This is a genomic window from Amycolatopsis sp. NPDC051758 (assembly GCF_044453095.1).
In the GTDB taxonomy this organism is placed as follows: Bacteria; Actinomycetota; Actinomycetes; order Mycobacteriales; family Pseudonocardiaceae; genus Amycolatopsis.
The window spans coordinates 446,355-465,368 of the sequence record NZ_JBITCJ010000004.1; the positions used below are offsets into that span (position 1 = coordinate 446,355).

The following is a 19,014-nucleotide window of genomic DNA, read 5'->3' on the forward strand; positions in this document are numbered from 1 at the left end:
GGCTTTCACGCATCTGTCAACATCAGTACGCCCAGCAACCGCCGCACTTCAACCGCGACGGCGTCCCGTCCGGCCCCCAGGTACTTGCGCGGGTCGACGCGGTCGGGATGGGCACGCCAGTCCCCCGCGGCGGCCGCGGTGAACACCTTGTTGAGCTGGGTGGCGATGTTGACCTTCGTCATGCCCGCCCGCACCGCTTCGGCGAGCCCTTCGTCCGGCACCCCGGACGAGCCGTGCAGCACCAGCGGCACCGGGACCCGCTCACGCAGCCGCGTGATGAGGCCGAAGTCCAAAGTGGCGTCCCGGGTCAGCATCGCGTGTGAGCTGCCGACCGCCACGGCGAGCGCGTCGACACCGGTGGCCGCGACGAACTCCGCGGCCTCGGCCGGATCCGTGCGCGCGCCCGGCGCGTGCACCCCGTCCTTGCCGCCGACCTCACCGAGCTCGGCCTCCACCCAGACGCCGTGGTCGTGGCAGAACGCGGTGACCTCGCGGGTCTCGCGCACGTTGTCCGCGTAGTCCAGTTTGGACGCGTCGAACATGACCGAGCCGAACCCGAGCCCGACGGCTTCGCGCACGAGCTCACGGGACTCGGCGTGATCGAGGTGCACGGCGACCCGCGCCTCGGCCGCTCGTGCCGCCGCCAGCGCCGCGCCGCCGATCGGCGCGAGCGCGCCGTGGTACCGCACGGCGTTCTGGCTGAGCTGCACGATCACCGGCGCGTCCGCCAGCGCCGCCCCCTCGACGATAGCGGTGATGTGTTCCAGCTGGATCGCGTTGAACGCGCCACAGCCGCGCCGAGCCGCGGCGGCGGCCGCGACGATTTCCCCGGTGGCCACCAGAGGCATCACAACTCCTGTTCCGGCCGGGCGCGCACGGCGACCAGCTCCAGTTCCCGGTGGTAGTGCGCGAGGTCGACGTCGCCGGCGAGCGGCCCGAGCACGGCCGCGCCGGACAGCGCGACCGCCCGGCGGAGGATCTCCGGCCACGGCTCACGACGGCTGAGCCCGAGCGCGAGCGCCGCGACCACGGCGTCACCCGCGCCGGTGCTGTTGCCGGTGAGCACGGTGGACGGCGTCGCGTGCCAGGTGCCCGAAGCCGTGACCGCGACCAGCCCGTCCGCGCCGAGCGAGACGACTACGGCCCCCGCTCCTCGCCGGCGTAGTTCACGGGCCGCGGCGACCGGGTCGGTCAGGCCGGTGACCTCGCGCAGTTCGTCGGCGTTGGGTTTGACGACGGCCGGGCGGCCGGCCAGCCCGGCCAGGAGCGCGGCGCCGGAGGTGTCCAAGATGGACGGCCCGCCGCCGAGCAGTCGGGCGTACCCGTCGGCCGGCGCGCCCGGGGGCAGGCTGCCGGAGCAGACGAGCACGTCGGGGGCGCGGCGGTGGACCCGCTCCACCAGCACCGCCCACTCGGCCGCGCTGAGCTCCGGCCCCGGCTCGTTGAGCAGCGTGACCGAACCATCCACTGTGGACAGGACGGTGGTGGTGCGGCGCGTCTCCCCGGCGATCGGCACCAGCTCCGCGGCCAGCCCGGCGGCGCCGAGCTCCGCCGCGACCTCGGCGCCGGTCACCCCGCCCGCGGTGGCGATCAGCCGGACGTCGGCACCCAGGGAGTGCAGCACCCGGGCGACGTTGACCCCCTTGCCGCCCGCCCGGCGCCGGACGTCCCGCGCCCGGTGCACGGCGTCCGGCACCAGGCTGTCCACCGTGTACGTGACGTCGAGCGCCGCGTTCGGCGTCACGGTGACGATCACGTGAGCACGACGGATCGGGTGAGGCTGCGCGGGTTGTCCGGGTCGAGGCCCTTGCGCCGGGCGATCGCCCCGGCGACGAGCTGGGCGCGGACGAGGTCGGCGAGCGGGTCGAGACCGCTCTCGACGAACGTGCCGCCCGCGCGGCGGACGTCGTCGGCGAGCCCGTCCGGCGCGGCACCGAACATCCAGGTGACCCGGCCCGGCTCGCTGATGCTGATCGGGCCGTGCCGGTAGTCCCACGCCGGGTAGGACTCCGTCCACAGCAGACACGCTTCGCGGAACTTGAGCGCGGCCTCGTTCGCGATCCCGACCGACCAGCCGGTGCCGAGGAAGCTGAACTGCCCGGCGCCGACCAGCGACTCCGGCAGCGGCTCGGCCAGCACCCGCTCGGCTTGCGCGACGGCTTCGGTCAGGTCCTCACCGAGGTGCGCCCGCAGCATCGCGAGTGCCGTGGTGGCGAACCGGGTCTGGACCACCGAGCGTTCGTCCACCACGGACAGGTCGGCGACGGCGTCGGCGGCGCCCGCGATCTCGGCCGGGACCCCGGTGATCGCCGTGGTCCGGGTGCGGCCGCGCAGCTTCGCGAGCAGGCTGTGGACCTCGGTCGTCGTGCCCGAGCGGCTGAGCGCGAGGACGTGGTCGTAGGCGCGGCCGGCCGGGAACTCGGACGCGGCGAAGGCGTCGGTCTCGCCCAGCCCGGCGGTTTCGCGCAGCACCGCGTACGCCTGGCCGACGAACCACGACGTGCCGCAGCCGACGATCGCCACCCGGGCGCCCGGCGCGGGCAGCAGCCCGGCGTTCGCCTCGGCGAGCGCGCCCGCCTCGCGCCAGCAGCCGGGCTGGCTGGCGATCTCCGCCGCCATGAAGGTCCCGCTCATGAACTCCCCGTCCGTGCCGGTTGTGCGCAACAGCTGTCACGGTAGGTGCAGTTTTGTGCATCGTCAATCGGCATATCGAGCAACTTCACACACTCGGCGCGCAGTCACACGCAGAACGCGGACACAAAAAAGGCCACCCTCGACGAGGGTGGCCTGCAGGAAGAGCTGCCCGGGACTACCGGGGCTTGCGCCGCCAAAGCCCGGTGACGACGGCCAGCGCGCGAGCGCCGGGCGACGGGGTGGGGACCTCGACCGGCTCGGGGCCGACCCGGCGGCGCATGCGGTAGGCGAGTTCGAGCACCTCGAGGTCCTCGGGGCGCCGTCTGCCGTGGACGTCCGGCCGGAGCATCAGCTCCCCCACCGTGACGGGCTTGCCACTGGCACGGTGCGCCGTGCGCGCCATCGGGAACCTCCGCTGATTCACTGCCGACCGGACCTGTGGCTGCCGATTCTATGAATCGGATTCGGGTTCGTCACCTTACTGACCAGTTGTGTCTCGCGTGTCCGGCAAACCGGCCAACCGGCGGACTAGCCTCGCGGCATGATCAAAATCGGGGGCCTCACCGCGGAAGACCGGCCGGCCTGGGAAAACCTGTTCGCCGGCTACAACACGTTCTACGGCAGGACACTCGCGCCGGAGCTGATGGACCGCGCGTGGCGCGAGTTCCTCGCCGGCGAGCGGATGCACGCGCTCGGCGCGCGGCTCGACGGTGAGCTCGTCGGCATCGTCCACTTCTTCCCGCACGTCAGCACGACGTCCGCCGACGTCTGTTACCTGCAAGACCTCTTCACCGACACCCGAGCCCGCGGGCGCGGTGTCGGCCGGGCCCTGATCGAAGCCGTCGCGGACTGGGCGCGGGAGCAGGGTTGTGTGCGCGTCTACTGGCACACGCAGACGTCGAACACCACCGCGCGGCGGCTTTACGACCAGGTCGCGCTCGACAAGGGATTCATGCAGTACCAGATCCCGCTCGGCTCGTAGTTTCACCGGCGATGGCGGCCACCGCCGGTGAAACCGTGGTGGCCGCCGTCGTACGGCCCGGCGTGGCGGCGGCCGAAGGACGGCGCCTGCGGCTCCTGCCCGCCGGGTCGGCCACGGGACCAGACGGGAACCTGCGGGATTTCGTGCCGCACCGGCGCCACCTGCTTCGACGGCGGTTTTGCCGGCGCCTTTTCCGTGCCGATGATCTTGACCGCTTTTGCGAGCTTCCCGCGATGGCCGGGTGAGCTTCCGGAATTCGCCTGCGGATGCACGGCCGCCGGGGAAATCCCGGCCGGTGCCGCAGGCGGCGCCACGGATTCCGGAGCCGGCCGCGCGGGCGGCAGGACGACGTCCGCGGGCAGCGGCACCAGCGCAACCGGCGGGGGTTCCAGGCCGGCCGGCGGCCAGGCCGCGCCCGCGCTCCGCTGGACCGGCATCGACACCGCCGACGCGATCCCGCCGGTCAGCGCCAGCGCACCGGCGACCACCGAGAAGACCCGCACCCGGGCCAGCGAACGCAGCGCCTGCGGTTTCTGCCGGTGTCGCGTCCGGGGGAGGACGACCGTGTCCTCCAGCGCGGAGCGGTCGGGTGCCGCGGCGGACCGGACCAGCAGCTCGGCGACGGTGACCTGCTCGCGCTGCGCCCTACGTGCCATCAAACCCTCCACCTGGGCCGACCGGACCACGGCGGTGCGTCCGGTCGGCCGATCATAGGAATGGTTCAGGTTCGTGTAAAGGCTCGTTCACCCAGAGTTCCGGCCGCCGCGGCGGGCGCGGTTCAGCGGCCGGCGGATTCAAGGATGATTCGTTGCCGAGATCGGCGAAGGCGGTCACCGTCACCGGTGGCCTGCCGGGCGAACTTTCCCCGGCAACCCGTTAAGTCCTGGTGAATGTGACAGATTCCCTACGAAGGTTTTGTGCCATCAGGACGAACTTCTCGTGGAGGCACCGATTTTGCTGTGCCATTCGCCAAAGTTTGGTTCCATCGGATAGCTTGCTCCTACCGGCCAGTACCGGCGGTGGGGCCGATCGGGTGAGGCGATCAGCGAAGATCGAGGGAAGCGGGGACGAGCATGCCGAAGCACCGGCCACGTCGCAAGAGTTCGCGGACGGTTCGCCGGGCCGCGGCCGCGCTCGCCGGTGGGGCGCTCGTCGTCCTGCCCACGCTGACCACGGGCCTGCCGACGCCGGTCGTGATCGCCGGCACCGGCAACAGCCTGCCCGACCAGGCGGCTCCGCTGCAGCAGCCGAACATCGTGATGCCACCGATCGCCGTCGACGGCAGCCTGCCGGCGCCGCCGGTGCCGATGCCGCTGGTCGTGCCGGGCGGGCACGCCGGGTCCGCGGGCATCTCCGGGCCGCTCGGCATCCCGGCGAGCATGCTCAAGGCGTATCAGAACGCCGCCGCGATCCTCGCCAAGGAACAGCCGAACTGCCACCTGGACTGGGCGCTGATCGCGAGCATCGGCCGGATCGAGTCGAACCACGCGCGCGGCGGGTACGTCAACGCGGCGGGTGACACCCTCGAGCCGATCCTCGGCCCGGTGCTCAACGGCGCCGGCGCGTTCGCCGCGATCGCGGACACCGACGGCGGCAAGTACGACGGTGACACGGTGTGGGACCGCGCGGTCGGGCCGACGCAGTTCATCCCGTCGACGTGGCGCGGCTACGCCTCCGACGGCAACGGCGACGGTGTGTCCAACCCGAACAACATCTACGACGAGGCGCTGGCCACCGGGCGGTACCTGTGCTCGGGCGGGCTCGACCTTTCGACGGACGCGGGGCAGCGCATCGCCGTGCGCCGCTACAACAACTCGCAGTCCTATGTGGACACCGTGATGGCGTGGGCGTCGGCCTACCGCAGCGGCGTGGCCCAGCTGCCCGACAGCGATGTGCCGATCGGCGCGCCGGACGCTCCGGACGCCGCCGCGGCGGGCGCCCCGGTCGGCGTCCCCGCTCCGCCCGCACCGCCGGTGATCGCCCAGCCGCCGGGCTCGCTGCCCGGCACGTCGACTTCGCCGACCACCCCGCCGACGTCGACCACGCCGCCGTCCAGCACCACGCCGACCACCCCGACCACGGACCCGACGACCCCGCCGCCGACCACTCCGTCGACGACGCCGCCGCCGGAGACCACGAGCAGCACCACCCCGCCGCCGACCACGACTTCGGCCGACTCCGCGGCGACGCCCACCGAATCCACCACGACCAGCCCGGCGGGGTGAGCCCGGTGGAGCCGTTCCTGGTGCACATCCGCTGCGACACCGACGGCTACACCCACGCCGTCACCGAAGAAGAGTTCGCGGCGGGCCGGCACGACGGGCGGTTCCGCGCGGTGTGCGGGCACGTGGTGCTGGCCGCGCCGATGATCGAGGCACCCGGCCGGTTCGACCCGGTGTGCCGGGACGTCCTGCGTGAAGAAGCCGCCCCTTCGGTGCCCCGGCAGGAACAACGCCGGTTGCGGCGGTGGAGCCGGCGCTAGCCGACCATCGCCTGGATGCCGTCGAGCATGCGGTTCAGGCCGTACTCGTACGCCGCGTCGCCCTGGGCCTCCGCGCTCTGGTCGAACCCGCCGCCGAGCCAGATCCGGTTCATCGCCGGGTGCGCGTCGACCACGAAGTAGTTCTCCCAGAACGAAGACCGCTGGTGCCACCAGGACTCGGTCGACTGCCCGGTGCTGCGCTCGAGCCGCGTGTTCTCCGCGCCGAGCGCGGCGTTCGCGTCGACGTACGTGCCGATCCCGTTGGCCGCCGCCACCGCCTGCCGCGGCGGCAGGCCCAGTTCGTCCATGATGGACAGCAGGTACTCCTGCCCGGCCAGCTGACCGGGCCCCAGCGGCGGCCGGACGCGCGAAACCTCGCACAGCCACGGGTGTTTCCGGTACGCCGCGCGGGTGCGTTCGGCGTACAGCGCCACCTGCTCGCGCCAGTCCCGCGGCCGCGGCTCGCCCGGCCCGGGCAGCCGCCGCTCGACGAGCACGTCGTCGACCATCAGGTCCACCAGCTCGGCCTTGCCGGGCACGTAGGTGTAGAGCGTCATCGTGCCGGCGCCGAGCTCCTTGGCGACGCGGTGCATCGACGCGGCGGCCAGTCCGTCGGCGTCCGCGACCGTGATCGCCGCGGCGACGATCCGCTCGACCGTCAGCGTCGGGCGGCGGCCCCTGGTCGGTTCGGCGGCGGCGCCGCGGGCGCGCCAGAGCAGCGCGAGCGTCCGGTCGACGTCGTCGGCGCCAGTGCGTTCGGCGGTCATGCGTTCCCCTCGCTCCTCCGGCGGGATCTTACCCGGGAGGGCCGTCCCACCTGGCATTCTGGAGGCATGACCCGACGCAAACCGCCCAAGGTCTCCTTCCGCTGGTGGGTCGACCGGCAGATCGGCGAGGCCCACGACCGCGGCGAGTTCGACGACCTCCCCGGCGCCGGGAAGCCGCTGCCGAAACCCACCGGCAACGACGCGGCGACCGACTGGGTGCTCCGGCAGGTCCGGGCCGGCGGCCACGACACGACGGCGTTGCTGCCGCCGGCCCTCGCGCTCCGGCGCGAAGTCCAGGACCTGCCGGAGAAGCTCGCCGGCGAGCGCACCGAACGGGGTGTCCGGGAGCTCGTCGACGACCTCAACGAGCGGATCCGCCAGGCCTACCTCAACCACCTGTCCGGACCGCCGCTCACGGTGGCCCCGGTGGACGTCGAGGAAGCCGTCGAGGACTGGCGCCGCTCACGAGCCGCGTCGTAAGAGCGCCCGCTCGGCCGCGCTCCACGCCGTGGTGGTGAGCAGGTAGATCCCGGCGGCCTGCGGCACCACCAGCGTCGCCAGCACGGTGCCGTAGGGCAGCAGCCGCACCAGCTTCCCGCCGGGGACGGGCGCCGTCGCGTCGCGGTGGCGGTCCTGCCAGCGGACCGAGAACCACGCGACGACGGCGAGCCCGGCGGCGATCACGAACACGAGCGGGCTGCCCGCGAGCCCGTGCGCGCCCAGGGGTGTCCCGAACAGCGTCGCGCCGAGCAGCGAGTTGGGTTCACCGCCGATCGTGGCCGTGGTGAAGAGCCGGTACATGATCGTGAAGAACGGCAGCTGCAGCAGCATCGGCAGGCAGCCGACGAACAGCGAGGTCCCGGACTCCTGCTGCAGCTTCGTCATTTCCGCGGCCAGCCGCTCCCGGTCCTTTCCGTGCTTCCCCTGCAGCGCCCGGATTTCCGGCAGCAGCGTGGCCCGGGCGCGCTCGCCGCGGGCCGCCGACCGGGCGAGCGGGTGCAGCAGCAGCCGCACGCACAAGGTGAACAGGACGATGGCCAACGCCGTCGACAGCGGGCCGGTGAACGCGTGAATCAGGTGGTACGCGCCCGAAACGGGCACGTCGAGAAAGCCGAACATGAGCAGCACTCCGCAAGAGTGAGAAGGGAAGAGGTCAGCGGAATGGCTGCGTCGAAGGGACTACGCAGCCGTGCTGCGGAGTCCGGGTGCCCGTGGCCTGCTGCGGCCGGCTCTGCCGGGATCGCGGAGCCGGATCGACTCGGCGCGCCGGGCCCGGCGGCGCAGGGCGGTGGCGCGGCTGCGCACCGGCGCCGACCAGAGGGCGAGCTCGCTGCGGTGTGTGCTGCCGACCAGCAGCACGACCAGCAGGCTCGCGGCGGCGAGGGAGGCGAAGGCGACCAGCGCGGTGGGGCTGGTCAGCACGGGGAACGCCAGCTCCAGCAAGGTGTTCACGGCCGTCCCCCTTCCGTCCGCTCCCAGGGTAGCCGAAGTGCTAACAGCCCGATGGGCTGTAACCTGGTTCGATGAGAGGCCAACTCGTCGTCGTGCCGATCCTGGCGCTGCTCCTGCTGTTCACCGTCCCCTGGTGGACGCTCGTGCTCGCACCGGACTGGGGTGCCGCGGGCACGATCGCCGGCACCGTGGTGTTCGCGGCGGGCCTGCTGACCATGCCGGTCGCGATGGTCTTCGGCCACGGACGGCGTCAGCGCGACGCCGCCGCCCGCATCGGCGACACGCTGCTCGCCGTGATCTGGGTGCTGTTCAGCTGGTCGATCCTGAGCCTGGTGCTGCGGGTCGCGCTGCTCGGCGTCGACGACCCGGCGCGGTCGCGGATCGTCGCCGGCGCGACCTTCGTGGTGGCGGCCGGGCTGCTCCTGCACGGCAACCGCGTCGCCATGCGGGTGCCGCCGGTGAAGGCGACCGACGTGGTCATCCCGCGGCTCGGGCCGGGGCTCGACGGCCTGCGGGTCGCCGTGCTGACCGACACCCACTTCGGGCCGATCGACCGGACGAGGTGGTCGGAGAAGGTCGTCGCGGCGGTGAACGCGCTGGACGCGGACGTCGTCTGCCACGCCGGCGACCTCGCCGACGGCGCGGTGGCGAAGCGCCGCAAGCAGGTCGACCCGCTCGGCGGCGTCCAGGCCGGGCTCGGGCGGTTCTACATCACCGGCAACCACGAGTACTTCGGCGAGGCGCAGGCGTGGCTCGACCACATGGCCGGCCTCGGCTGGGACACGCTGCACAACCGCTCGACGCTGCTCGAACGCGGCGGCGACCGGATCCTGTTCGCCGGCATCGACGACCCGACCGGCACGAACTCCGGCCTCCCCGGCCACGGCCCCGACCTGCCCCGCGCGCTGGACGGCGCCCCGTCCGACGTGCCGGTGGTGCTGCTCGCGCACCAGCCCAAGCAGGTCGCCCAGGCCCGCGAGGCGGGTGTCGACCTGCAGATCTCCGGGCACACGCACGGCGGGCAGATCTGGCCGTTCCACCTGCTGGTGCGGCTCGACCAGCCGACGCTGTCCGGCCTGACCCGGCACGGCCCGACCCAGCTGTACAACAGCCGCGGGACCGGGTTCTGGGGGCCGCCGTTCCGGGTCTTCGCGCCCAGCGAAATCACGCTGCTCACCCTGCGCCGGGGCTGACCCCAAACGCCCCGATGTGGCGTTGGGTGCGTTGGACGCACCGAACGCCACACTGGGGCGCTCGTCCGCCACCGACAAGTTTTTTTGTCTTGACAGTTTCGATCGTCGGGTGGCACGCTGTCCGCCATGACCACCACCACACTCTCCGCCCCGGCCACTTCGTCCACTCGCACCCTGCTGACCTGCGGGATCCTCGCCGGGCCGCTCTTCGTCGGCGCCGGGCTGATCCAGGGCCTGACCCGGGCCGGCTTCGACCTGACCCGGCACCCGGCGAGCGTCCTGTCGAACGGGTCGCTCGGCTTCGTCCAGATCACGAACTTCGTCGTCACCGGCCTGCTGACCCTCGCGGCCGCGGCCGGGATCCGGCGCGCGCTGCCCGGCCGGTGGGGGCCGAGACTGCTGGCCGTCTACGGCGTCAGCCTGATCTGTGCCGGCGCCTTCCGCGCCGACCCGCAGGACGGCTTCCCGCTCGGCACGCCGGCCGGGCCGCCGTCGTCGGTGAGCTGGCACGGCACGCTGCACTTCGTCTGCGGCGGCATCGGCTTCGCGGCCCTCGTCGCGGCGTGTTTCGCGATCGGTTCGCACCTCACCCCGGCGCGTGCGTGGTACTCGCGGATCAGCGGGCTGGCGTTCCTCGTAGGCTTCGCGGGCGTAGCGTCCGGATCGACGAACCCGGCCGTCACCCTCGGCTTCTGGGCGGCCGTGGTGATCGCCTGGACGTGGCTCGCGACGACTTCGGCCCACCTGATCCGGCGCACCGCCGCCTGAAAGGAGTTTCCCCATGAGCACCACGGTTTCCGCCGACGGCACCCGGATCGCCTACACCCGCGCCGGGTCCGGCCCCGCACTCGTCCTGGTCGACGGCGCGATGTGCTACCGCGGCTCGTCCCCCAACGACGCGCTCGCGAAGGAGCTGGCAACGCACTTCACCGTGTACACCTACGACCGCCGCGGCCGCGGCGAGAGCACCGAAGCCGGGCCGTACTCGGTCGAGCGTGAGGTCGAGGACATCGCCGCGGTTGTCAAGGAGGCGGGCGGCGAGACGTTCCTGTTCGGCATCTCCTCCGGCGCCGCCCTGGCGTTGGAAGCGGCTCGCAGCCTGCCGGTGACCAAGCTGGCCCTGTACGAACCGCCGTTCGTGGTCGACGACACCCGCCCCCGCGTCCCGGCCGACTACCCGGCCCGGCTCGACGCGGCGTTGCGCGAGGGCAAGCGCGGCAAGGTGGTCAAGCTGTTCATGACCGAAGGCGTCGGCCTGGGCAAGGTCACGGTGGCGATGATGCGGATCATGCCGTTCTGGGGAAAGCTCAAGAAGGTGGCCCACACGATCCCGTACGACACGGCGGTGATGGGCGGCCACCAGTCGGGCCACCCGCTGCCGGCAGCCTGGCCCGAGGCGAAGATCCCCACTCTGGCCATCGACGGCGACCGCAGCCCGGCCTGGATGCGCAACGGCGTGGCGTCACTGGCGAAGGTGCTGCCGTCGGCGGAGTACCGGACGTTGCCGGGCCAGACGCACATCGTGAAGGCGGCGGCACTGGCCCCGGTGCTGACGAAGTTCTTCCTGAGCTAGGCGGCGATCGTCCGGACCCAGACGGGAAAGGGCGGCAGCGGCGGCTCGGGCTCTTCCGTGGACGCGGATTCGAGCGCGCTCCACGGCACGAAACCGGGACTCGGGTCGGCGAGGAAGTCCTCGACGATCGGCGCCAGATCACCAGTTGGCACGTACTCGGCCGCGAAGAGCAACTCGCCGGGGCCGAGCGACGACAGCGATGCCTTGAGGGCGCCGACCTGCTCGTCGTGCCAGACGTAGAAGGTCGCGGGCCCGCCGGGGCGCAGGCGGGCATCGAGGGACCGCGCCACGGCTTCGAACGCGGCGACGACCTGCTCGGTCGTCACTTCGGCCCGCCGTTCCGGCTCCGCACCCAGGTGCCAGGTGTTCTGCCGCGACTGGGCCCTGGGGTCCGCCGGGGCCAGCAGGTACCTCTCGGTGGCCAGCTCCGCGATGAAATCCAGCAGCACCGAGCCAGTATGTCCGGCAGGATCAACCTCGTGCGCATCCGGATCGTCGACGCCGACATCACCACCCTCGAGGTCGACGTTGTGGTCAACGCCGCCAACTCTTCGCTGCTCGGCGGCGGCGGGGTCGACGGGGCCATCCACCGCAAGGGTGGTCCCGAGATCCTCGCCGAGTGCCGGAAGCTGCGGGCCGGGCACTACGGGCGCGGTCTGAAGACCGGGCAGGCCGTCGCCACCACCGCCGGGAAGCTGCCGGCCCGGTGGGTGGTGCACACCGTCGGCCCGGTGTGGTCGGCCACCGAAGACCGCTCCGAGCTGCTTGCCGACTGCCACCGCAACTCGCTGGCGCTGGCACGGGACCTGGGCGCGAAGACCGTCGCCTTCCCCGCCATCTCCACCGGGATCTACCGCTGGCCCCTGGCGTCGGCCGCCGGGATCGCGCTGACCACCGTCCACCAGGCCGAGGCCGGGCCGATCGAGGAAGTCGTCTTCGCCCTGCGCGGTGACGCCGCCGTCGATGCCTTTCGGGCTCGTCACAACTCCCTTGCCTGAGCGATCACCGACCGGGCAGGGTGCAGGCGTGCCCACCCGCGCTCTGGTCTTCGACTTCGACGGCACGCTTGCCGACACCGAGTCCGCCGTTCTGCAGTCCTGGCAGGAGGTCTTCCGCCAGCATGGTGCCGAACTGCCGCTGGCGGCCTGGCACGCCGTCATCGGGACCCAGCACACCACGCCCGCGATGTTCGGCCTGCTCGCCGAGCTGGTGCCGGGCGTCGACACCGAAGCGCTCCGGCCGAAGACGAAAGCCCGGGTCTTCGAACTGCTCGAAACCCTCGGGCCCCGTGAAGGCGTCCTGAGCTACCTCGACGCCGCGAAGGAGCTCGGCCTGAAGCTGGCCGTCGCCTCCAGCTCGTCCGGGGGCTGGGTGAACCCGCACCTCGGACGGCTCGGCCTCGCCGGCTACTTCGACGCCGTGCTCACCGGGGACCTCCACAAGGCCAAGCCCGACCCGGACCTCTACCTCGCCGCGATCGCGGCGCTGGACGCCGACCCGCACGAGGCCATCGCCTTCGAGGACACGCCCCACGGTGTCACCGCCGCCAAGGCCGCCGGGCTGACCTGCGTCGCGGTGCCGAACGTGATCACCGAGAGCCTCGACTTCTCCCAGGCCGACGTTGTGCTGCCGGCGTTCACCGCCAAGCCGCTCGAGGCGCTGCTCAGCCGCTGACCAGCGCCAGCAGCCGGTCCAGGAACGGCAGCTGGCCCTTCACCAGCTTCTCGCGCGCGACGTCGAGCGTGAACCACGCGACCCGGTCCAGCTCGGGGAACTCCTGCTGCTTGCCCGAGCGCGGCGGCCACTCCATCAAGAACGTCCCTGGCACCACTGCGGCCGGGTCGAGGTCGGCCTCGACCGCCCACGCCGTGACGACCTTGCCGCCCGACTGCTTCACCTCACCGAGCGGGACGTACTCACCGGCGGGCGCGGGCAGGCCCAGCTCCTCCTCGAACTCGCGCCGCGCCGCGTGCTCCGGCTCCTCGTCCGGGTCGAGCTCCCCCTTGGGCAGCGACCACGCCGCCGCGTCCTTCTTCGCCCAGAACGGCCCGCCCATGTGCCCGAGCAGCACTTCGACGTCGTCGCCCCGCCCGCGGTGGAGCAGGAGCCCGGCACTGCGTTTGCCCGCCATCACCACAGTCTCCCGAAACTCGCCAAAAAAGATTCGGCGGGGTTGTCGATCCGGGGAGAAGCCACTCGACGCGTAGGCAGAAGGCAAGGAAGAACCCAGGGAAGGAACCCCGAAATGACCACCACGATCGCCCCCAAGACCCAGACCGCCGCCACCCGCACCGAGGCCAAGAGCCCGGTCACCGGCATCGTCGTCGGCGCCTCGCGGATCGTGATCTCGTTCCTGTTCGGCTTCCACGGCCTGCAGGGATTCGGCTTCTTCGGTGGCGTCGACGGCCAGGGCGGCGGCGTCCCGTTCGGCTCGTACCCCGGCTGGTGGGGCAGCGTGCTCGAGCTCGCCGGCGCCGTGCTGCTGCTGGTCGGGCTGGCCAGCCGGCCCGCCGCGCTGCTGCTGTCCGGCGTGATGGCCTACGCCTACTTCACCGTGCACGCCCCGATGGGCCTGCTGCCGCTGCAGAACATGGGCGAGCCGTCCGCCGTCTACGCGTGGGTCTTCCTGCTGTTCGCCGCGATCGGCCCGGGCCGCTTCGCCGTCGACACGCTCATCAAGCGTCGCCGGCGCTGAACCGAACGCAGCGAGCGCGGTCCGATCAGTAACCGCCCTGGGCGGCTGCCAGGTCGGACCGCGCCATCACGTGTTCCATCAGGCTGGTCAGCACCTGCTTCGTCGAATCGCGCTCGCGGGCGTCGCACAGCAGCAGCGGGACGTCCATGCCGACGTCGAGCGCCTGCCGGACCTCCTCGGTGCCGTAGCGGTACGCGCCGTCGAAGCAGTTCACGCCGACGACGAACGGCAGGTTCCGGCGCTCGAAGAAGTCGACCGCCGCGAAGCAGCTGTCCAACCGGCGGGTGTCGGCCAGCACGACGGCGCCGAGCGCGCCCTCGGCCAGCTCGTCCCACATGAACCAGAACCGGTCCTGCCCGGGCGTGCCGAACAGGTAGAGGATCAGGTCGGGGTTGATCGTGATGCGGCCGAAGTCGAGCGCGACCGTCGTGGTGGTCTTCTGCTCGATGCCCGAAAGGTCGTCGACGCCCTCGGAGGCGGTCGTGATGACTTCCTCGGTGCGCAGCGGCGGCACCTCGCTCACCGAACCGACCATCGTGGTCTTGCCGACCCCGAAGCCGCCGGCGATCAGCACCTTGACCGCGGTCGCGGTCAGGTTCCGCCGGGGATCAGAGTTTCCGGATGCCATCAAGAACCGCCTGGAGTACGTGTCGGTTGGGAGTTTCGTTGACCGGCGCCGCGGTACGGAACAGCACCAGGTTCTGCTCGATGAGGTCGCTGAGCATCACCTTGACCACCGGCAACGGCAGATCGACCCGGGCCGCGACCTCGGCGACCGAGACCGGCCGCTGGCACAGGGCGATGATGCGCGCGTACTCCGGTTCGAGCATGCCCGCTTCGTGCGCGGTGCGCAGCGCGACCACCAGCGTGATGAGGTCGAGCCCGAGGGTGTCCGACCGGGTGCGGCCGCCCGTGACCGCGTACGACCGGACCAGCGGGCCGGCCTCGTCGTCGAACCAGGCTTCGTGCCGTCCGCTCATGGCGACGTGGGCTGGACGCCGGCGCCGGTGCGCGGGGCCGAGGTGAGCACCTGGCCGACGCGCTTCACCATCAGGTTCATCTCGTACGCGACGAGGCCCATGTCCGCGTCTTCGCGGGCCAGGAGCGCCAGGCAGGCGCCCCGCCCCGCGGCGGTCACGAACAGGAACGCGTGGTCCATCTCGACCATCGTCTGCCGGACGTTGCCGCCGCCGAAGTGCCGCCCGGTGCCGCGCGCCAGGCTCTGGAACGCCGACGCGACCGCCGAAAGGTGCTCCGCGTCCTCCTCGGAGAGGTTCCCGGACCTTCCGATGAGCAGGCCGTCCGAGGACAGGACCACCGCGCGATCCGCCCCGGCGACCCGCTTGACGAGGTCGTCCAGCAGCCAGTCGAGCTCACTGACGCCTGAGTTGGCCATTACTCGCGCTCTCCGTACCTGTCGTCGTTCTCGGCGGGTTCCTCGTCACGGGCCCGGCGGGTGCCCTGCTGGAAGGCGGACAGCCGGCTGCGGGCGGACTCCGGCGAGTCCAGCCTGACCTCTTCCCGCTCCTGTGCGGGCCTATCTTCCCGCAACTGCGGAACGAGGCTCTGCTGACGTCGCCGTTGCGGCAACGGCGGACGTCCGGGGGCCTCCGGGCGGCGGGGCTGCTGCGGCCGGCCTTCGGGCACCGAGGCCCGCGGCCCGGGCTCCTGCGGCGGCCACACCGGCTGCTGCGCGGCCGGGCGCGCCGGGCGCGCGGTCCGGGCGGGCGGCGACGCGGGCCGGGCCGGGGTCACCGCCGGCTGCACCTGGGTCGGCTGGGCCTGCGTCGGCTGGCTCACCGGCTCGGAGACGACCCCCACCGGGACCGGCGTCGGCGCGGACGGCGGCTGCTGCGCCGGGGCCGGCGGCGGTGTCACGGGTGCGGGCGGCACGGCCATCGGCGGCTCAGTGCGGTGCCGCGCCGGGCGGCGCTGCGGCCGCTTGAGCGGCATGACCTCGTCGTTGCCCTGGTCCGGCTCGACCGGGTTCGGCACGAGCTCCGGCTTCGGCGGGGTGATCGGCTGCTCCGGCTCGAGCTCGGTGAGCGGGGCGAGCAGGTCGGTGCGCACCAGCACGATGGCCCGGGTGCCGCCGTAGGCCGACTCCCGCAGGTGCACCTGGATGCCGTGGCGGGCGGCCAGCCGCGCGACCACGAACAGGCCCAGGCGCGGCTCGTCCGACAGCGCCATGATGCCGAAGTCCGGCGGGTCGGCCAGCATCACGTTGATCTCTTCGGTCTGGTCCGGCTCGAGCCCGAGGCCCTGGTCCTCGACCTCGATCACCACACCCTTGCCGACCACGTTGCCGCGGATCTCGACCCGCGACTGCGGCGGCGAGAACGACGTCGCGTTGTCGATCAGCTCGGCCAGCAGGTGCACGAGGTCGCCGACGACCGGGCCGCGGACGGCGATCTGCGGCAGCGCCGCCGTCTTGACCCGGGCGAAGTCCTCCGTCTCGGCGGACGCGCCGCGGACCAGCTCGGCCAGCCCGACCGGGTTGCGCCACTGCCGGCCCGGCTGCCCGCCGCCGAGGATGATCAGGTTCTCCGCGTTCCGGCGGGCGCGGGTGGAGAGGTGGTCGAGCTGGAAGAGCGTGTCCAGCTGCTCCGGGTCCTCCTGCTTGCGCTCGGCCTGGTCGAGCACCTTGAGCTGGCGGTGCACGATGACCTGGCTGCGGTGGGCGATGTTGAGGAACACCGTCTTGGTGCCCTCCCTGACCTTCGCCTCGTCGATGGCGGCCGCGATGGCGGTCTGCTGCGCCTTGTTGAACGCGTCGGCGACCTGGCCGATCTCGTCGGTGCCGTGGTCGAGGAAGTGCCCGCCCTCTTCGAGGTCGACGGGCTCACCCGCCCGGACCCGGGCGACCAGTTCGGGCAGCCGGACCTCGGCCGCGTCGAGGGTGTCCTCACGCAGCCGGTGCAGCCGGCCGATGAGCCGGTTCGACAGCCGGACGGCGACGAACACCACGAAGACCGCGAACAGGACCGCGACCACACCGGCGATCAGCGACTCGGTGAACGTCGAGTCGGCGTCGTTGATCGCGGCCTGGCTGGCGTTCGAGCTCTGCAGGACGAAGATGCCCGACAGGGCGTCGCCGACCAGGCGGGCGCTGGTGCGCCACTGGTCCTGCGCCACCGGCAGCTTGGTCAGGTCACCCCGCAGGAACGCCGTTTCGACCTGGGTCACCGTCTGCCACGGCTGGCTCGCCAGCAGCTGGTCGTACTTCGCCTTGACTTCGGGGATCATCTTCGGCGCCGACGAGTCGAGCTGCGCGTGGTACGCACCGACCTGACCCACGTAGGTGCGGAAGTCCTCGTTGCTCAGCCCACCCGCGGCGAGCCCGGCCGCGGCGAGCGCGTCACTGCGCTGCATCGCTTCGGCCGCGCTGAACATCGGGATGGCGGTCAGCCGGTCGAACGCGTTCTGCGCGCCGCGCGCGTTCTGCGCCAGTCCGGCCAGGCCGTCGGTGAACTGGTCGATGATCTTGTTGTAGAAGGTGAAGGCCTGGCCGATCTGGATCTGGCCGCTGTCGACCGCCTGCCGGGTCTGCGGGAGCTGCTGGAAGAGTCCGAAGAACGTGGCGATGTTCTTCTGCACGCTCGGCGGGGTGTCGTCGTAACCCGCGAAGTTGTCCCTCAGGTACTCGATCGTCTTCGCGGCGTTCTGGTCCGTCTTCGGGCGGACGGCCGCGAGCACGGCCCGCTGGTTGCTCTGGCCGGCGAGCAGGCTCAGGGTCGCCTGGCGCTCCTGCTGCAGCGCGCCGAAGAACGGGATCGACGGAGCTTCCGAGCCCCGGATCCGGTTGACGTAGTCACGGCCCGTGACCGCGTCGTAGATGAGGTAGCCGGCGAGGGCCACGCCTACGAGGAGCAAGGCCACACTGGGGATCAGCGCGATCGTGAGCACGCGCTTCCGAATCGAGGATCCCCGGTTGCGTCGAAGAGAAATCTGCTTCACCTGGGTCCGTTTTCCTTCCGGCAGTACATGGTTTCGGGTCGCCCGAGGCGGTCAACACCCGGATTCCGACCAGCCGGATCAACATCACCGTGGTCTGCTTCGCCCGCGACGACGTTAGGCAGCCCTCCAGGGCGCGTCAAGTCCGTGGCGATAACGTGATCTTGGAACGGTGACCCTTCCACACTTGCTGCCTGCGCTTGGAAAGTCCACCACCGAAAGTCGTGACGTTCGTCCCAGCGCTACTTCCGTTCCGCCCCTTGGGTGCAGGCTGTTCGGTGGTGCGATCGACCCAAGCGCCGGGGCGGCGGCCGCTACGTACGAACGCGGCAAATCGTTCGGTGAGAAAGGTCACGAGTCCGCGGCCACGATGGCCCATGACCGGTTCGTTCGGGCCGGCTGCCTTCCGGAAAGCGGAAATGCACGGCATTCGACAGCTTCGCCGCGGATTCCCCGGACGGCGAGCCGGAATTCCCCCTATTCCGCGAATCCCGTGGTCGGACGGCTCCCGATCGCTCCGGTACCGGTTCCGCGGCGGTCAGCCCGGGAACTCGTCGGCGAGGGTGTTCCAGAACTGGAGCTCGTAGCTCTGGAACAGCCGGGCGTAGCGGTGGGCCTCACGCTCGTCGAGCCGGTGCGCGGTGAGGCCGGCCTGGATCGCGGCGAGCGCTTGTTCTTCGATTTCCGGGACGTCCGCCGCGAAGAAGTCGAAGAACGCGCACTCGTCGTCCGTGAAGCCGTAGTGCCTGCGCATGGCCTCGGCGACGTCACCGCAGTACCGGCCGAAGGCGGCGAAGTTCGCGTAGATCCCGGCCGCGGTCGCCGACGACTCACCGTTCAGCGCGAGCCAGGCGACGTACGCCGGGTAGGCCTGGCAGCCCGCGCGCGGCCGTTCCTTCCCGTGGTCCGGACCAACCGCGGCGACCAACGCGTCGAGCATCCCGTTCGCCTGCTGCTCCCCCGGCGCGAGGCCGCCGAAGAAGGTGCGCGCGTTCGGTTCGTCCGCGCGGGCGGCGAGCGCGTGGAAGCTCCGCCAGTCGCTGAACGTGATCAGCTTCTCCTCCGCGGCGAGTGCGGCGAACACCGCCCGCGGCGCGCGGCCGGCGGTGATCAACGGGACCAGCCGGTTGTCGTCGTCGCGCGGCGCGAGCTTCTTCTGGATCTCGTCGAGCAGTGCACGAGCCGAGCGCGTCATCGGTTCCCCCCGGAGTCAGCCGTCCCTTCCATTGAAGCGCGGTTCGCGCGCGGCCGCCCGTGTGCACTGTGGACGGTCGTGGGGACT

General features: G+C 71.8%; 25 protein-coding genes. 10 read left to right on the top strand and 15 right to left on the bottom strand.

Features of this window, described 5'->3' with window-relative positions:
- Positions 1 to 5: 5 nt before the first annotated feature.
- The 4 genes from ACIA5G_RS21515 to ACIA5G_RS21530 form a co-directional block, all read right to left on the bottom strand.
- Positions 6 to 848 carry a ketose-bisphosphate aldolase gene (locus ACIA5G_RS21515; RefSeq protein WP_395925755.1) on the bottom strand — a complete coding sequence of 281 codons (843 nt, stop codon included), beginning with the start codon at positions 846 to 848 and terminating at the stop codon, positions 6 to 8.
- Complete coding sequence (locus ACIA5G_RS21520; protein ID WP_395925757.1) at positions 848 to 1,756, bottom strand: 1-phosphofructokinase family hexose kinase; 909 nt, start codon at positions 1,754 to 1,756, stop codon at positions 848 to 850. Before ACIA5G_RS21520 ends, ACIA5G_RS21515 begins: the two co-directional genes overlap by 1 nt.
- Positions 1,753 to 2,634, bottom strand: coding sequence for an SIS domain-containing protein (locus ACIA5G_RS21525; RefSeq protein ID WP_395925759.1), 882 nt, complete (start codon positions 2,632 to 2,634; stop codon positions 1,753 to 1,755). The genes ACIA5G_RS21520 and ACIA5G_RS21525 overlap by 4 nt, the downstream gene beginning before the upstream one ends.
- 175 nt (positions 2,635 to 2,809) lie before the next feature.
- Positions 2,810 to 3,037 carry a hypothetical protein gene (locus ACIA5G_RS21530; RefSeq protein WP_395925761.1) on the bottom strand — a complete coding sequence of 76 codons (228 nt, stop codon included), beginning with the start codon at positions 3,035 to 3,037 and terminating at the stop codon, positions 2,810 to 2,812.
- Positions 3,038 to 3,175: 138 nt separating this feature from the next.
- Between ACIA5G_RS21530 and ACIA5G_RS21535 the strand changes: the two genes are divergently transcribed.
- Positions 3,176 to 3,616 carry a GNAT family N-acetyltransferase gene (locus ACIA5G_RS21535; protein WP_395925763.1) on the top strand — a complete coding sequence of 147 codons (441 nt, stop codon included), beginning with the start codon at positions 3,176 to 3,178 and terminating at the stop codon, positions 3,614 to 3,616.
- Positions 3,617 to 3,618: 2 nt separating this feature from the next.
- Here ACIA5G_RS21535 and ACIA5G_RS21540 read toward each other — a convergent pair whose 3' ends face one another.
- The gene (locus ACIA5G_RS21540; protein WP_395925766.1) at positions 3,619 to 4,272 is read right to left on the bottom strand and encodes a hypothetical protein; all 654 of its coding nucleotides are present in this window, start codon (positions 4,270 to 4,272) and stop codon (positions 3,619 to 3,621) included.
- Positions 4,273 to 4,689: 417 nt separating this feature from the next.
- Between ACIA5G_RS21540 and ACIA5G_RS21545 the strand changes: the two genes are divergently transcribed.
- Both ACIA5G_RS21545 and ACIA5G_RS21550 read left to right on the top strand, forming a co-directional pair.
- A complete protein-coding gene (locus ACIA5G_RS21545) occupies positions 4,690 to 5,841 on the top strand; it encodes a lytic transglycosylase domain-containing protein (protein ID WP_395925768.1) in 1,152 nt (383 codons plus the stop codon).
- 5 nt (positions 5,842 to 5,846) lie between these two features.
- Complete coding sequence (locus ACIA5G_RS21550) at positions 5,847 to 6,098, top strand: hypothetical protein (protein ID WP_395925770.1); 252 nt, start codon at positions 5,847 to 5,849, stop codon at positions 6,096 to 6,098.
- On the opposite strand, the gene ACIA5G_RS21555 is transcribed toward ACIA5G_RS21550, so the two are convergent.
- Positions 6,095 to 6,865: a TetR/AcrR family transcriptional regulator gene (locus ACIA5G_RS21555; protein ID WP_395925772.1), complete on the bottom strand. Its 771-nt coding sequence runs from the start codon at positions 6,863 to 6,865 to the stop codon at positions 6,095 to 6,097. The genes ACIA5G_RS21550 and ACIA5G_RS21555 overlap by 4 nt on opposite strands.
- Positions 6,866 to 6,931: 66 nt before the next feature.
- Between ACIA5G_RS21555 and ACIA5G_RS21560 the strand changes: the two genes are divergently transcribed.
- The gene (locus ACIA5G_RS21560) at positions 6,932 to 7,345 is read left to right on the top strand and encodes a DUF1992 domain-containing protein (protein WP_395925774.1); all 414 of its coding nucleotides are present in this window, start codon (positions 6,932 to 6,934) and stop codon (positions 7,343 to 7,345) included.
- Here the strand turns inward: ACIA5G_RS21560 and ACIA5G_RS21565 are convergent.
- Positions 7,328 to 7,984 carry a YidC/Oxa1 family membrane protein insertase gene (locus ACIA5G_RS21565; RefSeq protein ID WP_395926495.1) on the bottom strand — a complete coding sequence of 219 codons (657 nt, stop codon included), beginning with the start codon at positions 7,982 to 7,984 and terminating at the stop codon, positions 7,328 to 7,330. The two genes, ACIA5G_RS21560 and ACIA5G_RS21565, sit on opposite strands and share 18 nt — an antisense overlap.
- Before the next feature lie 60 nt (positions 7,985 to 8,044).
- Positions 8,045 to 8,317 (bottom strand): DUF6412 domain-containing protein, encoded by a 273-nt coding sequence (locus ACIA5G_RS21570; protein ID WP_395925776.1) that lies wholly within the window; start codon positions 8,315 to 8,317, stop codon positions 8,045 to 8,047.
- 71 nt (positions 8,318 to 8,388) lie between these two features.
- Here ACIA5G_RS21570 and ACIA5G_RS21575 point away from each other — a divergent pair, with 71 nt between their 5' ends.
- The 3 genes from ACIA5G_RS21575 to ACIA5G_RS21585 all read left to right on the top strand — a co-directional run bounded on the left by ACIA5G_RS21575 (position 8,389) and on the right by ACIA5G_RS21585 (position 11,083).
- Complete coding sequence (locus ACIA5G_RS21575) at positions 8,389 to 9,510, top strand: metallophosphoesterase (protein WP_395925778.1); 1,122 nt, start codon at positions 8,389 to 8,391, stop codon at positions 9,508 to 9,510.
- Between the two features lie 126 nt (positions 9,511 to 9,636).
- Positions 9,637 to 10,278: a DUF998 domain-containing protein gene (locus ACIA5G_RS21580; RefSeq protein WP_395925780.1), complete on the top strand. Its 642-nt coding sequence runs from the start codon at positions 9,637 to 9,639 to the stop codon at positions 10,276 to 10,278.
- A 13-nt stretch (positions 10,279 to 10,291) separates the two neighbouring features.
- Positions 10,292 to 11,083: an alpha/beta fold hydrolase gene (locus ACIA5G_RS21585; RefSeq protein WP_395925782.1), complete on the top strand. Its 792-nt coding sequence runs from the start codon at positions 10,292 to 10,294 to the stop codon at positions 11,081 to 11,083.
- On the opposite strand, the gene ACIA5G_RS21590 is transcribed toward ACIA5G_RS21585, so the two are convergent.
- Positions 11,080 to 11,532: a hypothetical protein gene (locus tag ACIA5G_RS21590; RefSeq protein WP_395925784.1), complete on the bottom strand. Its 453-nt coding sequence runs from the start codon at positions 11,530 to 11,532 to the stop codon at positions 11,080 to 11,082. The two genes, ACIA5G_RS21585 and ACIA5G_RS21590, sit on opposite strands and share 4 nt — an antisense overlap.
- A 9-nt stretch (positions 11,533 to 11,541) precedes the next feature.
- Between ACIA5G_RS21590 and ACIA5G_RS21595 the strand changes: the two genes are divergently transcribed.
- A complete protein-coding gene (locus tag ACIA5G_RS21595; protein WP_395925786.1) occupies positions 11,542 to 12,081 on the top strand; it encodes an O-acetyl-ADP-ribose deacetylase in 540 nt (179 codons plus the stop codon).
- A gap of 28 nt (positions 12,082 to 12,109) precedes the next feature.
- A complete protein-coding gene (locus ACIA5G_RS21600; RefSeq protein ID WP_395925788.1) occupies positions 12,110 to 12,757 on the top strand; it encodes an HAD family hydrolase in 648 nt (215 codons plus the stop codon).
- On the opposite strand, the gene ACIA5G_RS21605 is transcribed toward ACIA5G_RS21600, so the two are convergent.
- Positions 12,747 to 13,214 carry an NUDIX domain-containing protein gene (locus ACIA5G_RS21605; RefSeq protein ID WP_395925790.1) on the bottom strand — a complete coding sequence of 156 codons (468 nt, stop codon included), beginning with the start codon at positions 13,212 to 13,214 and terminating at the stop codon, positions 12,747 to 12,749. The genes ACIA5G_RS21600 and ACIA5G_RS21605 overlap by 11 nt on opposite strands.
- A 114-nt stretch (positions 13,215 to 13,328) precedes the next feature.
- Here ACIA5G_RS21605 and ACIA5G_RS21610 point away from each other — a divergent pair, with 114 nt between their 5' ends.
- Positions 13,329 to 13,778 carry a DoxX family protein gene (locus ACIA5G_RS21610; RefSeq protein ID WP_395925792.1) on the top strand — a complete coding sequence of 150 codons (450 nt, stop codon included), beginning with the start codon at positions 13,329 to 13,331 and terminating at the stop codon, positions 13,776 to 13,778.
- A 25-nt stretch (positions 13,779 to 13,803) separates the two neighbouring features.
- Here ACIA5G_RS21610 and ACIA5G_RS21615 read toward each other — a convergent pair whose 3' ends face one another.
- The 5 genes from ACIA5G_RS21615 to ACIA5G_RS21635 all read right to left on the bottom strand — a co-directional run bounded on the left by ACIA5G_RS21615 (position 13,804) and on the right by ACIA5G_RS21635 (position 18,927).
- A complete protein-coding gene (locus ACIA5G_RS21615) occupies positions 13,804 to 14,406 on the bottom strand; it encodes an ATP/GTP-binding protein (protein WP_364363582.1) in 603 nt (200 codons plus the stop codon).
- Positions 14,387 to 14,758, bottom strand: coding sequence for a DUF742 domain-containing protein (locus ACIA5G_RS21620; protein WP_395925794.1), 372 nt, complete (start codon positions 14,756 to 14,758; stop codon positions 14,387 to 14,389). Before ACIA5G_RS21620 ends, ACIA5G_RS21615 begins: the two co-directional genes overlap by 20 nt.
- Positions 14,755 to 15,174, bottom strand: a complete 420-nt coding sequence (locus ACIA5G_RS21625) for a roadblock/LC7 domain-containing protein (RefSeq protein ID WP_395925796.1) — start codon at positions 15,172 to 15,174, stop codon at positions 14,755 to 14,757. Before ACIA5G_RS21625 ends, ACIA5G_RS21620 begins: the two co-directional genes overlap by 4 nt.
- A complete protein-coding gene (locus ACIA5G_RS21630; RefSeq protein ID WP_395925798.1) occupies positions 15,174 to 17,684 on the bottom strand; it encodes a nitrate- and nitrite sensing domain-containing protein in 2,511 nt (836 codons plus the stop codon). Before ACIA5G_RS21630 ends, ACIA5G_RS21625 begins: the two co-directional genes overlap by 1 nt.
- 586 nt (positions 17,685 to 18,270) lie before the next feature.
- Positions 18,271 to 18,927 carry a transcriptional regulator gene (locus ACIA5G_RS21635; RefSeq protein ID WP_395925800.1) on the bottom strand — a complete coding sequence of 219 codons (657 nt, stop codon included), beginning with the start codon at positions 18,925 to 18,927 and terminating at the stop codon, positions 18,271 to 18,273.
- Between the last annotated feature and the right edge of the window lie 87 nt (positions 18,928 to 19,014).

Excerpts from the sequence above, each read along its gene's own strand:
- ACIA5G_RS21515 (WP_395925755.1), bottom strand. The coding sequence starts at position 848 with ATGCCTCTGGTGGCCACCGGGGAAATCGTCGCGGCCGCCGCCGCGGCT.
- ACIA5G_RS21540 (WP_395925766.1), bottom strand. The coding sequence starts at position 4,272 with ATGGCACGTAGGGCGCAGCGCGAGCAGGTCACCGTCGCCGAGCTGCTG.
- ACIA5G_RS21565 (WP_395926495.1), bottom strand. The coding sequence starts at position 7,984 with ATGTTCGGCTTTCTCGACGTGCCCGTTTCGGGCGCGTACCACCTGATT.
- ACIA5G_RS21620 (WP_395925794.1), bottom strand. The coding sequence starts at position 14,758 with ATGAGCGGACGGCACGAAGCCTGGTTCGACGACGAGGCCGGCCCGCTG.
- ACIA5G_RS21610 (WP_395925792.1), top strand. The coding sequence starts at position 13,329 with ATGACCACCACGATCGCCCCCAAGACCCAGACCGCCGCCACCCGCACC.
- ACIA5G_RS21525 (WP_395925759.1), bottom strand. The coding sequence starts at position 2,634 with ATGAGCGGGACCTTCATGGCGGCGGAGATCGCCAGCCAGCCCGGCTGC.
- ACIA5G_RS21535 (WP_395925763.1), top strand. The coding sequence starts at position 3,176 with ATGATCAAAATCGGGGGCCTCACCGCGGAAGACCGGCCGGCCTGGGAA.
- ACIA5G_RS21585 (WP_395925782.1), top strand. The coding sequence starts at position 10,292 with ATGAGCACCACGGTTTCCGCCGACGGCACCCGGATCGCCTACACCCGC.
- ACIA5G_RS21625 (WP_395925796.1), bottom strand. The coding sequence starts at position 15,174 with ATGGCCAACTCAGGCGTCAGTGAGCTCGACTGGCTGCTGGACGACCTC.
- ACIA5G_RS21605 (WP_395925790.1), bottom strand. The coding sequence starts at position 13,214 with ATGGCGGGCAAACGCAGTGCCGGGCTCCTGCTCCACCGCGGGCGGGGC.
- ACIA5G_RS21580 (WP_395925780.1), top strand. The coding sequence starts at position 9,637 with ATGACCACCACCACACTCTCCGCCCCGGCCACTTCGTCCACTCGCACC.
- ACIA5G_RS21635 (WP_395925800.1), bottom strand. The coding sequence starts at position 18,927 with ATGACGCGCTCGGCTCGTGCACTGCTCGACGAGATCCAGAAGAAGCTC.
- ACIA5G_RS21595 (WP_395925786.1), top strand. The coding sequence starts at position 11,542 with ATGTCCGGCAGGATCAACCTCGTGCGCATCCGGATCGTCGACGCCGAC.
- ACIA5G_RS21530 (WP_395925761.1), bottom strand. The coding sequence starts at position 3,037 with ATGGCGCGCACGGCGCACCGTGCCAGTGGCAAGCCCGTCACGGTGGGG.
- ACIA5G_RS21560 (WP_395925774.1), top strand. The coding sequence starts at position 6,932 with ATGACCCGACGCAAACCGCCCAAGGTCTCCTTCCGCTGGTGGGTCGAC.
- ACIA5G_RS21555 (WP_395925772.1), bottom strand. The coding sequence starts at position 6,865 with ATGACCGCCGAACGCACTGGCGCCGACGACGTCGACCGGACGCTCGCG.
- ACIA5G_RS21615 (WP_364363582.1), bottom strand. The coding sequence starts at position 14,406 with ATGGCATCCGGAAACTCTGATCCCCGGCGGAACCTGACCGCGACCGCG.
- ACIA5G_RS21575 (WP_395925778.1), top strand. The coding sequence starts at position 8,389 with ATGAGAGGCCAACTCGTCGTCGTGCCGATCCTGGCGCTGCTCCTGCTG.
- ACIA5G_RS21545 (WP_395925768.1), top strand. The coding sequence starts at position 4,690 with ATGCCGAAGCACCGGCCACGTCGCAAGAGTTCGCGGACGGTTCGCCGG.